Below are 13,973 nucleotides of genomic sequence, written 5' to 3'. Positions count from 1 at the left end.
TTGAGCGTAGGTCGCGATCGCCGCGAGTTGCATGCGTAAACCTACCGATGATGTTGATGTGTACGTGCTTTGGAGGGATTCTATTCTGAATCGGTCTGAGCCAATCATCGCTCTGTACCGGAGTCGGATAAATAAGGGACTCCACGGGACGTAGCGTTCGGAAGCTAGGAGCAGCACTTTTAGTAAATCAATACGTAACATTACAGGTAATGTTAGATTATTGACCATTGGTTAACTTTAGAGTTAACTTAGCGCACTGCGTAACTGAGTCGTCATGAACTTGCAACTGACCGTGAAAAGATCATTCTTTTCCGGCAGGGTGGGTTTTTGTGCGTTTCCGCCATCCTTAAAATGCCTGACGGAAATTCCCGGTTCGAGTGAAGACGACATGCTGCGTCCATCCTGTGGGTTGCCTTTCCTAAAGGGGGTAGTGTCATGGCGATTCTGATCGAGACAACCGTTTCAGGCGATGTCCTCAAGCTCGACGAGAGCGGCGGCATACAATTTCAGGATCCCGTCGATGACGACCCCGATCCGCAAGCATCCGGTGTGCTGGACGACAACGACGACGATGATGTCGTGCTGACCGTCACACTTGCCGGCGATGCCTTCGACACCACCACCAGCGCGCTCGACTCCACGTTCCTGACATTCCTCAACGGGCTGAACAACGGCACGTTCTTGAGCGATGCGCAAATGGCGTACGCAGCCGGAATCGGCGGGGCGAGCGATGCCGATTTCCTCACTGTCACCGCTACGGGGGGCGAGAGCGCCAATAGCGTGTTCTTCTCCGACCCGGACGGTAATCCACTCAACGGTGACCAGGTCTGGCTGGATTACCCGGCGACCACCGATCCGTTGCAGACCATCGACGGCGACAACGTCTATCTCTGGACCGTCGCGGGTGGCTCGATCGTGCTGGCGACGACCAGCAGCGTCGATGCGTCCAGCGGCACGCTGGTTGCGGCCTTCTACCTCGAACCGGGAGCGACGAGCGGCGATCCGCCCGAATTCCCGGTGAAGATAGAATCGGTCTTCTTCGTTCCGTTCGAACATCCCGACGCGACCGATCCGGACGATGCGATCAACTTTACCGACCTGCTCAACGTCAGCGTGTCGGGCAGTCTCAGCTTCGACTTCGACAATCTCGAATCCGGCAGTTTCCTGTGGGCCGCCGTCGGCGACGGCGATGCCGGTTTGTTGGTCACGGGACAGGACCTGAACGTCAATCGAGACGCCGCTTCATCGAAGTACGGCGAAATCATCAAGGGCGGTGCGGATCCGTCTGACACCGTGAACACCAGTCAGGGCGGCATCGGCGCGACCATTGGCATCCTGTCGCAGCACTTCACCGGCAACAAGGACAAGGGCGTTCCCATTGATGGCCCGGTCGGCGTGTTCACGCTGGTCACGGGCTTTGCACCTCTCGAAACCTCCCTGAACGAGCAGGCTACGGGTATCGATGTCGAGAACATCGACTACGACGGCTACATCAACACCGGGAATGCGTCGATATTCATTTCGCAGAGCACCGGCGGGCCGGCCAGCTTCCGCGTGGAATTGCTCGAAGCCGGCGGCGGAACCACGCCCGAAGAAAGCTTCGGCTATATCTATTCCGACGTCCCGCCTGCGACCGAGGATGAGCTTTATGACGATACAGAGGTGGACGTCGCATCGGTCACCGTGACGCGAGGTGCAGAATTCTACACGAAGAACAGCGACGGAACGACCTCTGGCTCGCTCACTGGCGTCACGATCACGATTGTGGACAGCACTTTCGAAGTGACGGGCATCATGACGGCGGATACCGTTTCCTTTAACGCCGAGGATGGCAGCACGTTCAACCGTTTCACCGTGCAGGGCATGGCCGGTACGAACGCGTTCGACATCGGCCGGATCGACATCGAACAGGGCGAGACCTACACCCAGGCGATCGGTTCCGATCTGCTGGGCGATGACGACGGCCCGGTGGCGAGCGCGACCGGAACGCCCGAGGCACTGGTTCTTGATGAAACGGACGCGGCGACCAGTCCCGATCCCGATGGCGACAATGCGGCGCCCGCGGGCACAACCACGGCAACAACCAGCGGGATCGCGGCCCTGTTTAACGGTTCGTTCGGCAGCGACAAGGAAGGCTCGACCGACTTTGCGCTGGAACTCAGCAACGATGACATCGGTTCGGGGCTTTTCGTGCTCGACAACACGACGGTGGACGGCAAGGGCACAGAAGTCCTGCTGTACCAGTTGAACGCCACGACGATCATCGGTTATGTCGGGGACAGCCCCGGTGATCCCGTGCCGACGTTCGACACGATCTTCACCATCACGGTCGACAATGACGACACCAGCAGCGACTTCGGTGAAGTAACCTTCGCGTTCGGCGCGGACTATGCAAACCTGTGGCACCCGGAAAATGGCGACGGCGATGCGGACGATGCGGTCGAACTTGACGTCGGAGGAAGCGAGCACCTGCGCATCGTCCAGACGCTGACCGATGGCGACGGCGAATCCTCCTCGGCTTATCGCGATCTCGGCAGCGGGGTCTTCTTCGTCGAGGACGACGGACCGGTGGCTGGCACCGCTGGCACGCCGACGGCGCTTTATGTCGACGAATCGGACGATTCGCCCGATCCCGATGGCGTCAACAACGCCGACGCAGGGGATACGTCGGCCACTGCCAATCTCGGCGCGCTGTTTACGGGCGAGGGTTACGGAACCGACGGGGCCGGCGAAACAGCCTACTCGCTGTTGCTGAGCGGGAATGGCATCGGTTCGGGCCTGTTCTCGCTCGATGCTTCGGAAACCGACGGCAAGGGAGCCGAAATCCTGCTGGCGAAGGTTGGTAACAACATCGTCGGTTACGTCGGTGATCCGAACGATGCGGCCGACGTCTACTTTACCATTTCGGTAGACAACGACGACGCCAGCATCGATTTCGGAAAGGTAACCTTCAGCCAGTCCCAGAACGTGTGGCACGGGGATACGACAGACGATGACGATGTAGTCTCGGTGCTTGTCGACGGAACAACAGAAACCTTCGTGCTGCGCCAGACCGTCACCGATGCGGATGGCGATTCGGTCTTTGCCGAGATGGATCTTTCCGCAAACGTCTTCCACATCGAGGATGACGGACCTGAAATCGACGATACGACGATCGCAACCAACCTGTTTGTATCTAACGTGGTCGGCGATACGGTCGAGGATGACTTCGACTTCAGCAACGTCAGCGATGCAGTGCACCTGTGGTCGATCATCGACGCTCCGGGAGACTTCGACGCAACCTCGCCCTTCCCGGCAACCGGCTTCAGTTGGCGCTATGCTGACGTCGACCTGGACGCCGAGGTCGGAGAGCACGAGATCATCGGCACGTTCAATGGCACCGATCTCTATTCGCTCTATATCGATGACGACGGCAGCGGCACGGCGACCTACCACTTCGAATTGCTCGCCGAGCTCGCAGGCGGGTCGCTCAAACTCGACGTTACCGACATCAAGGCCGGCGGCCCGCAGACCAACTTCATTGATGTCGGAGCGTTGAACACCACCGACTACGTGAAGATTTCCGGTTATTTTGACACCGACGGTTCGGGCACGATCGACCTTGCGACAGAGGGCGCGGCGATCAACGAGAGCAATCTCAACGTCGGGGTTTCCAACGGCAATCTTGATCCTGATGAAGCTCTGGCGTTCAGTCTCTACAACGCCAGCAACCAGATCCAGGACATTACCGGCATCAAGATCGGCACCAAGACCGCACAGGGCTTCAACTATTCGTGGGAAGCTTATCTCGACGGGAATCTCGTCGATGACGGAAGCAGCTTTGTCGGTAAGAACGGTACCATCACGATCGATCTGGGGGCCGGCAATTTCTTCGACACCGTCATCTTGCTCAACGATAACGGCAACGCGGTGAAGATAGGCCTGTCCGACATCGAGATCCTGACCAACCCGCCGGACTACCTGCTCGAATTCGACGCCCGGTTGACCGATGGCGATGGCGATTTCGAAGACTTCGGTTTTCAGATCGGCATCGACGGCGACGGAAGCGGCGGGGTCAGCAACCCGATCACGGCATCGTTCGTGGCGCCGGATTTGGTGGAACTGCAGCAACTGGCCCCCATCGTTTGAGGGCGGGCTGTTGATGCCGAGGTAATGGTCTCGGCAGGGGCCGCAATACCAAGACGGTCTTAAGGAGCAAGGCCGACAATCCCTTCATGTAGTCACATGGGGATTGTCGGCCTGACCCCGTCGCAGCGGCTTTATCTCCGAGACACGATGCGGCCTGGTTGGGCCAATTTATCATGCCGCTGCGACGGGCCCGGTAATTCACTCTTCTGGGCGGAAAGCGATCGGTCATATCACGATCAGCGACCATTTCGGAATTGCGGCTGAACTGTCGCGCAAAACCTAGTTCTAGGCGTTATCTGGGGTTGTATGTATCCGATGGGTGCCATCCGATAGCTTTCGCCAGTCCTGACGAACTGGGCGAACGCCACAATTTTCTGTCCATGATACCTACAGGCTTCCGTCAAACCTGCGTTGCACGTCCGCTTTCCGCGGCCGCTTCGATCGCTGCAATGAGACGATGGCGCATCACGGCGACGGCAAAATCGGGCGCGGTGCGTGTGCCATTGCGCAAGTCGTCGGCAAAGCGGGCATATACCTGCGCAACGTTGGTCCCAGCGCCTTCGATCCCCGGCGGCACCCAGCGATAGTGTGCGGGCACATCCAGCGCACGCACGGCACGCTCCTCTCCGAAACCGCCATACAGGCGCAAGTCGAAGATCTGTGCGTGGCCGCTATCCGCTTCGATACGCAAGTCCCCCTTGGTGCCGTTGATTTCCCATAGGAAATTGACGCTGCGCGACGATCCTGCGCGATAATGCACCGTAGCGACCGCGCCACTTTCCAGCGTTCCGGTGACGGCCCATTGGTCTTCGCTGGTCTTGCCCAGCATCTCGTCGGTATCGGTCCGCCTGACGAACGGTTGGCGAATCGCGCTGGTCGCGCTGACTTGCCTGAACTCGCCAAGGCAATGACAAAGTGCATCGACCGTATGGCCAAACGGGATCGTCAGCATCGTGGCGCCGTTGCGCTTGTCGATCAGATAGGCGTTGTATGGATCGACGCGGTCGGCCCACTCTTGTCCACTGCCCAACATCGTCGTCGACAGGACCTCGCCGATCTCGCCTGCCGCCACGATGTCCCGCACATAGGCCATCACCGGCGCGCAGCGCGCTTGCAGTCCGACCACGCCACGCACGCCTGCGGCGCTGACGTGAGCGGCCATAGCTTCTGCCTCAGCCAATCCGTTGCCCAGCGGCCATTCGCAATAAACGTGCTTGCCCGCTGCAATCGCCGCTTCGACCAGCGCCAGATGATGCGGAACCTTGACCGTTACGGCCACGAGATCGACCTGCGGACAGGCGGCTAAGTCCTGTGCGGATGTGAACCACCTATCGATGCCGATGTCGGTGGCAGCGGCGCGGGCGCTTTCTTCCCGCGTGGTGCTGACGGCGACGATCTCGAATTCGGGCAATCCCCGCAGGGCGGGAACATGAGCCATCGCCGCCCAGCTTCGGCCCACTTCATAACCGATCAGACCAACGCCAATCCTGCCCATCTTATCCGCACTCCCTGTTGGCCAGAACAATCGGCATTCGTGGTGTAGAGTACCTTAGTAGGGGCTTGGTCTGGGGGTTGATGTTAGGCAGCCAGCTTGCGGTATTGCAAGCGCCCCTTTTTCGAAAATCTCTCGCTAGAGTGGTCGCGAGCATCTATCACTTTGGCTGCCTGGACGTGCGAGCCCTGACCGTAGCGCAGTAACTCGGTTGCCACGGTCGGGATTGGCATTTCTAGTGAGGGTGGCAGCTTGGTCCGCCAGCTAAAGGAAAAAAATCGGTCATTCCTGCAAGCAACCAGTGCCTCGAAGAGAGTTTTGCTTAGTCCGAGCGGAATTTCCTGGTGATGCACACCCAGCCGCAACCCAGACTAAACCCAAGACAAAGCGCCTTTGCCGGTAAGTTACGGTGTTTTCGAAGTTATCTGGCTTTGGGAAGGATGGTGCCGCCTACAGGACTCGAACCTGTGACCCCCGCATTACGAATGCGATGCTCTACCAACTGAGCTAAGGCGGCTTGCCATTTCGTCCCACCATGGAGGCCCGAGCCGGAATCGAACCGGCGTGCGCGGATTTGCAGTCCGCTGCGTCACCACTCCGCCATCGGGCCCTACCGTTGGTGAGGGGGCGCAACTAGCGAGTCTTTGTGCGCGGTGCAATCGGGCAAATGACCTTAACCGACCCCAACATGCAGAAACCGCGTTTTCGGTGTCCCGATCAGTTGTTGATGCCCATCGATTTGAACCAGCGGCGCACGTTGCGCGCGGCCTGTCGCAGGCGCTGTTCATTTTCAACCATCGCGATGCGCACGAACCCTTCGCCCTGTTCGCCGTACCCGACGCCGGGTGCGACCGCGACTTCGGCTTCGGTCAGCATCTGCTTGGAAAACTCGAGGCTGCCCATGTGCTTCAACGCCGGGGGCAGCGGTGCCCACGCGAACATCGATGCAGGGGGTGATGGGATGTCCCAGCCGGCGCGGGCAAAAGCGTCGATCATCACGTCGCGGCGCTTCTGGTAAAGGTTGCGGTTGCGTTCGACGATGTCCTGCGGGCCGTTCAGCGCGGCGCAGGCGGCGGCCTGGATCGGGGTGAACGCGCCATAGTCGAGATAGGACTTCACCCGTGTCAACGCGCCGATCAGGTGCGGGTTGCCGACGGCAAAGCCCATGCGCCATCCGGCCATGGAATAAGTCTTGCTCATCGACGTGAATTCGACGGCGACTTCCTTGGCACCCGGCACCTCGAGGATCGATCGGGTCGGCTTGCCGTCATAGTAAAGCTCGGAATAGGCGAGGTCGGACAGGATCCAGACCTTGTTCTCCCTGGCCCAGGGAACCAGCCGTTCGTAGAACGAGATGTCGACCGTTTCGGCCGTCGGGTTCGACGGATAATTGACGATCAGCACCGTGGGGCGCGGCACCGAATGGCGCATCGCGTTGTCCAGCGCCTCGAAATAACGGTCATCAGGCGTTGTCGGCACTTCGCGAATCGTCGCGCCGGCCAGGATGAAGCCGAACGTGTGGATCGGATAGCTGGGGTTGGGGGCCATGATGACGTCGCCCGGCGCGGTGATCGCGGTGGCGAGGCTGGCCAGCCCTTCTTTTGAACCCATGGTGACTACGATTTCGTTTTCGGGATTGAGTTCGACACCGAACCTGCGCGCGTAATAGTTGGCTTGCGCGCGGCGAAGGCCGGGAATGCCCTTCGACTGGGAATATCCATGCGCATCGGGCTTTTGCGCGACTTCGCACAGCTTATCGATGACATGGGCGGGCGGCGGCAGGTCGGGATTGCCCATGCCGAGGTCGATGATGTCCTTGCCCGCGCGGCGCGCTTCTGCCCGCATCGCGTTCACTTCGGCGATGACATAGGGCGGCAGGCGCTTCATGCGGTAGAACTCGGTATCCATCGGTCGGCAATTTCCCATGACAAAGCGGGTTTCGGGCCCGCGCCCTGCACTCGATACGGGCAGGACACCGGCGGCAATGCGGTTTCCTGCTACGCGGCGCAAGAGCAATTATCGGCCATTCGCTGTCCATTAGGCGTCATTGCCATTTCCCGTTTTGCGCGGCACTATCGATGGGCGGACAGGAGACTGGAATGGCCACCGGCACGAAAGACAAGACCCGGACGACAAGCGACGACGGGACGACGGGCGGGTCGGGCCCGGGCGCGCTGTCATCGCTTCTGGCAGGTCCGTTCCTTGGCATGATGGATGGCCCGATGCGCGAAATGGTCGCGATGCAGACCGGCGCGACACAAGCGATGTTCGATGCGTTTCTGGGCGCGGGTTCGCGCGGGACGAAGCCTGAGGAAACCAACGCCGCCGGCAGCGCAGGCTCGGAGCCCGAAAAGGCCCACTGGGAGGAAATCGCCGCAAAGCTCAACGAGATGTGGGGGCAGTTCCTGAATGGCCATCCGGGCATTGCCGCTTCCGGAGTGGCAGATCCGGCGCACTGGCCCGAAATGGCCGGGCGCTGGATGCAGCAGTGGCCGATGGGCGGCGGAGAGGCGCAGGGCAAGTTCCTCACCGATTCGATGACGATGTGGGAGAGTGTGCTGGGCCAGATGGGCCTTGGCAGTTCGGATGCCGCAGCGGGCAAGAGCCTGCCGCGTCAGGACCGTCGGTTCAAGGATCCGAAGTGGCAGGAAACGCCGGTCTATGCCCTGCTGCACCAAGCCTATCTGTTGTTGAGCGAGCAGATGATCGCTGCCGCCGAAAGCGCGCAGGGGTTGAGCGAGGAGCGCAAGGAAAAGCTGCGCTTCTTCACCCGCCTGATTACCGAGGCAATGAGCCCGGCGCATTTCCCGCTGACCAATCCGCTGGTGCTGGAAAAGACGATTGAGACCGGGGGCGAAAATCTTGTCAGAGGGCTGGAGCATCTGATCTCCGACCTCGATGCGGGCAAGCTGACGCATACCGATCCGCATGCGTTCGTTTTGGGCGAAAACATCGCCGCGACGCCGGGCAAGGTCGTTTACGAAACGCCGCTGTTCCAGTTGATCCAGTACACGCCGGTCACCGAAACCGTGCTGAAGACGCCGCTGCTGATCTTTCCGCCGTGGATCAACCGGTTCTACATCCTCGATCTCGGCGCCAAGAAAAGCTTTGTGAAATGGGCGGTCGAACAGGGGCTGACGGTCTGCCTGGTGTCATGGAAATCGGCTGATTCGTCGATGGCGGAGATCAGCTGGGACGATTACATCGCCGCGATGATCGAGGCGATCGACGTGACCCGCGACCGCTTCAAGGTGCCGAGCGTGCACACCATCGGATACTGCGTCGGCGGCACGACGCTGGCTGCCGCGCTGGCGGTGCTGGGTCGTCGCGGGGAAGCGGACAAGGTTGCGAGCGCGACTTATTTCACCGCGCAGGTCGACTTTTCCGAAGCGGGCGAACTGAAAGCCTTCATCGACGAGCAGCAATTGGCGATGGTCGATTCGCTCGCCGGCGAAGGTTTTGTCGATGGCCGCTATCTCGCTTTTGCGTTCAACTTGCTGCGCAGCCCGGATCTCATCTGGAACTACGTGATCCGCAATTACCTGTTGGGCGAGGATTATGTCGCGTTCGATCTGCTGCACTGGAACGGCGACACCACGAACCTGCCGGCCCGGTTCCATCGCGAATACCTGAAAAATCTCTATCACGACAATCTGCTGGTCGTGCCCGATGCGCTTTCGGCATGCGGCGTGCCGATCGATCTGCGGGAAAACGTGACGCCGTCCTATATACAGGCGGGGGTCGAAGATCACATCGCGCCGGTCGACAGCGTGTGGAAACTGACCGGGCATTTGTCGGGTCCGAAGCGTTTCGTGCTGGCGGGATCGGGTCACATCGCGGGCGTCGTCAATCCGCCGGCCGCGGGCAAGTACCAGTACTGGTCCATCGGAGAGCCCGACAATCCGAAGCAGACCGCGCCCGCGACGCTGGACGCATTTCGCGAAGCCGCGGTGGAAACGCGGGGAAGCTGGTGGCCGGACTGGATCCGATGGATCGAAGGTTTCGACGCAACGCAAGTCAAGGCGACGGGCAAGCGCAAGCCCGGCGGACGCGGAGACAGCGTGATCGAAGATGCGCCGGGGCGTTACGTAAAGACCCCGTAGCATTGGCCGGCAAACCGCGATAATGCTGCAACCGCGGCCAAATTACAGATTTTGTGCACTGCACAATTTTTCTTGACATAACTTGTTTCGGCACTTATTGTGCAATGCAGCATAGCCCGACAAGTGGGAATGCTGCGGAAGAGGCGACATCGAATGCTTCGTCCGCAAATGTAGCGAAACGAGGTATTCTCGAATGGCCCAGACCAAGGACGAAGGCGCCGACAAGGCGATCAAGGCGAAGGCCGGTGACACCACCGCCACGCCGAACGTCTCGGCCGCCACCAAGCCGACGGCTGTAGCAAAATCGATTGCTTCGCCCAAGCCGGAAGTGGCGCCCGAGCCGAAGACGGAACCGGTTGCCGCCAAGGTACCCGAGGCCGTTGCCGCAAAGCCGGCACCGAAGGCGGAAAAGCCCGTCAAGCGCACTTATAAGCCGAGGCTCAAGGCATCGGTGGCCAAGGCCGCCGTCGCCAAGCCCATCATCAAGAAAACTGCTCGCAAGTCGGTCGCAAAGAAAATTGCACCCAAGCCTGTCGCGCAGAAGGCCGCTGTTGTCGCGGCCGTTGCTGCCCCCGCGCCGAAAATCGCGGCGGTCGCACCCGAGCCCGCTAAAAAACCGACCAAGATTGTCCAGGAGTTTGTGAAAATGAATACGCCCGAAAACTTCGCCGCCGGCCTCAAGAACGCCATGTCCGACATCACGCTCAAGTCGAAGGAAGCATTCGAAAAGAGCACCGGCATGATGTCCGGCGCCAGCGAATTCACCAAGGGCAACGTCGAAGCCATGGTCGAAGCCAGCAAAATCTTCGCCACCGGCATGCAGGAACTGAGCCGTTCGCTCGTCGCCGATTCGAAGGCTGAATTCGAAGCGATCACGTCAGAGGTCAAGGAATTGGCTTCGGTGAAGTCGCCGACCGATTTCTTCCAACTGCAGAGCGCGATGATGCGCAAGTACTTCGACAAGTCGGTTGCCGCCGCGTCGAAGAACACCGAAGCGATGCTGAAGCTGGCTAACGACGCCGCTCAGCCGCTGTCGAGCCGCGTTTCGGTTGCGATGGAAAAGATGAAGGCTGCCTGATCGGCTTTCTTCACGACCAATACGGACATCGGACAGCATCCCTGCCCTATGTCATGAACGAGAACGGGGCCGGTGCATGGGTAGACCATCGCCGGCCCCGTTTTCCGTTTCTGGCCCGGTTTTCCGTTTCTGGATGGTGCAATGGCGAACAGCCCCTTGTCGTCAGCCGCATCGATACGATATTCTTGATCCTATGGCGAAGCTGATCGACGATTCTGAAACCGGTGCAGGTGTGACCATGCGGCTATTCCCCGACGTGTCGGCGCATGTCGCGGCCGGTCCCGAAGGTGACGGGCCGGGCGACGGCGGCGACGGCGGCAATGGTGGCGGGCAGATCGGCATCGCCACGCGCACGCGCACCAAGCCGAAAAAGCCAAGCCAGTTCAAGGTGCTGATGCTCAACGACGATTACACGCCCATGGAATTCGTCGTCATGGTCCTTAAAGGCTTCTTTCGTATGGACATGGAGCAGGCGACGCAGGTCATGCTTCACGTCCACCAGCGCGGTGTCGGCGTTTGCGGGATCTACCCTTACGAAATCGCCGAGACGAAAGTGACGCAGGTCATGGACTTCGCCCGGCAGAATCAGCACCCGCTTCAATGCACGCTGGAGAAGGCCTGAACTCCTTCGCTTTTGAAGCATTGCGCGTCAGAGCCGATGTCTTTGGCTCCGGGCTATATGTTTTTTCGTAAAATTGGTTACTTGCGTCGCCGGTTGCTGCCAAGCTGGCTCTGTGCCAATAGCGGCCCCTGCACGACGGACTGACCAAGCATCTTGTTCAAGACCTTTCTGACCGCGACTGACCGCTATATCTTCCGGCTGGTGCTCATGCCCATGCTGGGGACGCTGGCGCTTGCGGCGTCGTTGCTGATCCTCGACAAGATGCTGCGCCTGTTCGAAGTCGTCGCGAACGAAGGCGGGCCGATCGGCGTCGTCTTCCAGATGTTGGCCAACCTGCTGCCCGAATACATGAGTCTCGCGATCCCGCTGGGCCTGATGCTGGGCATCCTGTTTGCTTTCCGCACGCTGGCCACGACGTCGGAACTGGACGTGATGCGTGCGGTGGGGCTGGGGTACACCCGGCTGCTGCGGGTGCCGTACCTGATCACGCTCGCGCTGGTCGTGGTCAATTTCATGCTGGTCTACTTCGTGCAGCCGGTGTCGCGCTACGATTATCAGCGGCTGGCGTTCGAACTGTCTTCGGGTGCGCTGGGCGCGTCCATCGATGTGGGCGAATTCAACACGATACAGGACAAGACCGCGCTTCGCATCGAAGAGAGCGAGGATAACGGCCGCGTATTGAAGGGCATTTTCGCCCGCGTCACCGATCCCGACGGCGACATGCTGTCGATCAGCGCGCGCAGCGGGCGGTTTCTTGCCAATGCCGACGACATGAACACGATCATCCTGCGCCTGACCGACGGGACGATCATCCAGGATCAGGCCAATCTCAACGCGCCGCGCGTCCTGTCGTTCAGCAGCTACGACTTGCCGATCGATTTGCCCGAGATAGAGGCGTTTCGCGATCGCGGCGGGGACCAACGCGAATATATCCTGCCACAGCTGCTGCGGATCGGCTGGAGCGAGAGGGTGGACGAAGCGACCCGCAATGAAACCATGGCCAGCCTGAACTTCCGGTTGGTGGAAGTGGTGATGATGCTGTTGCTGCCGCTGCTCGCCGTGGCGCTGGCCATTCCGCCAAAGCGATCGAGCAGCGCGCTTGGCGTCTTTGTTTCGATCGTGATGGTTGTCGCCTATCACAAGATCAACCAGTACGGCGAAGATGTCGCCGCGCTGGGGCTGGCAAGCCCGTTCCTGTCGCTTTGGCTGCCGTTTGCGCTGTTCGCCGCGCTGATCCTGTGGATGTACTGGCGCGTTGCCTATGTCCCGGGCGGGCAGGCGATTGGCTGGCTTGAGCGGTTTGCGGCCATCGTTGCCAAAAAGATCGTGGCCCTGTTCCGACTGATGCGGCTGACCGGGCGCAAGGAGCTGAAACGCATGGCGCAGGACCACACGTGAGGCTGGATTTCTTTCCTTCGCGCCGCTTGACGATCTATCTCGCCAAGTCTTTCATCGTCCGCATTATCGCGGTGCTGATGATGCTGGTTCTGGTGTTGCAGATCCTCGACCTGCTGGGCACCAGTGGCGACATTCTCGCGGTCGAAGGCAACGGCGAAGCCGAGTTGTGGACTTACGTTTCGTTGCGCATTCCGCAGCTAATGGCGCGATTCCTGCCATATTCGGTGCTGCTCGCGACGATCCTGACGCTCGCTACGCTAAACCAGAACAGCGAAGTCATCGCGATGAAGGCGTCGGGCCTCTCGGCGCACCAGATCCTTGCGCCATTGATCCTGACCGCGGGTATCGTTTCGGTGATGAGTTTTGCGTTCAACGAACGCGTCGTTACCCGTGCAACCGCGACGTTGAGCGCGTGGGAGAAGGTCGACTACGGCCCGATTCCGCCCACCTCCGACGTAAAGACGAACGTCTATATCGCAGAAGGTGACGCGATCCTCGCGGCGCGCACGGCCAGCGGCAGCGGACCGGATACGGTTCTGAGCGGGGTGACATGGTACCGGCGCGACCCCAACCTCATGCTGACCGAACAATGGCGTTCGGATAAGGCGACATGGACCGGCGCGGGTTGGCTTATGACGGAGCCGTCGCGCTTTACCGTCGGCATCGCCTCGCTCGATTTTCCGCCTGACACGATTGTCGGCGAGGGGATATCGCCCGGCGAAATCGCGATCAGTTCGGTCAATGCCGATGCGCAGGATCTGATGACACTGCGGCGGTCGATCGCAGCGATGGATGCGGCAGGGCGGCGGACCGAGGAGCTGAAGGGCCGCTGGTGGCACAAGATATCGGGCCCGCTATCGGCGATGCTGATGCCTTTATTGGGCGCGGTGGCTGCATTCGGGCTGGCGCGGTCGGGCCAGCTGTTCGTGCGCGCGGTGATCGGGATGGGTTTGGGCTTTACTTATTTCGTCGTCGACAACGCGGCATTGGCCATCGGCAATTTCGGCGGATATCCGCCATTTCTGGCCGCCTGGGCGCCGTTTTTCCTGTTCGCTCTGATCGGTGAGCTGGTGCTGTTGCGGACCGAGGAATAAATTTTCGCGGAACCATCGGGCCGGCTCGCGCGTCTGTCACATAATTGGGCCACAATTA

At 60.2% G+C, this 13,973-nt stretch carries 8 protein-coding genes and 2 tRNA genes; 6 read left to right on the top strand and 4 right to left on the bottom strand.

Annotated features, from left to right (window positions below; all coding sequences use genetic code 11):
• The first annotated feature begins 435 nt into the window (after positions 1–435).
• The gene (locus EKN06_RS09290; RefSeq protein WP_127612611.1) at positions 436–4,128 is read left to right on the top strand and encodes a DUF5801 repeats-in-toxin domain-containing protein; all 3,693 of its coding nucleotides are present in this window, start codon (positions 436–438) and stop codon (positions 4,126–4,128) included.
• Positions 4,129–4,528: 400 nt separating this feature from the next.
• Here EKN06_RS09290 and EKN06_RS09285 read toward each other — a convergent pair whose 3' ends face one another.
• From EKN06_RS09285 to EKN06_RS09270, 4 genes are all read right to left on the bottom strand, one after another.
• Positions 4,529–5,623, bottom strand: a complete 1,095-nt coding sequence (locus EKN06_RS09285) for a Gfo/Idh/MocA family protein (protein ID WP_127612610.1) — start codon at positions 5,621–5,623, stop codon at positions 4,529–4,531.
• A 438-nt stretch (positions 5,624–6,061) separates the two neighbouring features.
• Positions 6,062–6,137: transfer RNA gene (locus EKN06_RS09280), tRNA-Thr, on the bottom strand.
• 19 nt (positions 6,138–6,156) lie between these two features.
• Positions 6,157–6,230, bottom strand: a tRNA-Cys gene (locus EKN06_RS09275).
• Positions 6,231–6,337: 107 nt separating this feature from the next.
• Complete coding sequence (locus EKN06_RS09270; protein ID WP_127612734.1) at positions 6,338–7,528, bottom strand: LL-diaminopimelate aminotransferase; 1,191 nt, start codon at positions 7,526–7,528, stop codon at positions 6,338–6,340.
• Positions 7,529–7,884: 356 nt separating this feature from the next.
• Between EKN06_RS09270 and EKN06_RS09265 the strand changes: the two genes are divergently transcribed.
• The 5 genes from EKN06_RS09265 to lptG all read left to right on the top strand — a co-directional run bounded on the left by EKN06_RS09265 (position 7,885) and on the right by lptG (position 13,915).
• The gene (locus tag EKN06_RS09265) at positions 7,885–9,723 is read left to right on the top strand and encodes a PHA/PHB synthase family protein (RefSeq protein ID WP_420810788.1); all 1,839 of its coding nucleotides are present in this window, start codon (positions 7,885–7,887) and stop codon (positions 9,721–9,723) included.
• 193 nt (positions 9,724–9,916) lie between these two features.
• Positions 9,917–10,801: a phasin family protein gene (locus EKN06_RS09260; RefSeq protein ID WP_127612609.1), complete on the top strand. Its 885-nt coding sequence runs from the start codon at positions 9,917–9,919 to the stop codon at positions 10,799–10,801.
• A 238-nt stretch (positions 10,802–11,039) separates the two neighbouring features.
• Positions 11,040–11,423, top strand: a complete 384-nt coding sequence (gene clpS, locus EKN06_RS09255; RefSeq protein WP_420810787.1) for an ATP-dependent Clp protease adapter ClpS — start codon at positions 11,040–11,042, stop codon at positions 11,421–11,423.
• A 153-nt stretch (positions 11,424–11,576) separates the two neighbouring features.
• A complete protein-coding gene (locus tag EKN06_RS09250) occupies positions 11,577–12,821 on the top strand; it encodes an LptF/LptG family permease (protein ID WP_276317279.1) in 1,245 nt (414 codons plus the stop codon).
• Positions 12,818–13,915 (top strand): LPS export ABC transporter permease LptG, encoded by a 1,098-nt coding sequence (gene lptG, locus EKN06_RS09245; protein ID WP_127612608.1) that lies wholly within the window; start codon positions 12,818–12,820, stop codon positions 13,913–13,915. Before EKN06_RS09250 ends, lptG begins: the two co-directional genes overlap by 4 nt.
• The last annotated feature ends 58 nt before the right edge of the window (positions 13,916–13,973 follow it).

The sequence above is a fragment of the Croceicoccus ponticola genome, assembly GCF_004004515.1.
Lineage (GTDB): Bacteria > Pseudomonadota > Alphaproteobacteria > Sphingomonadales > Sphingomonadaceae > Croceicoccus > Croceicoccus ponticola.
Note: the sequence above shows the minus strand (reverse complement) of the source record. Positions and strands in the feature narration are given on the sequence as shown.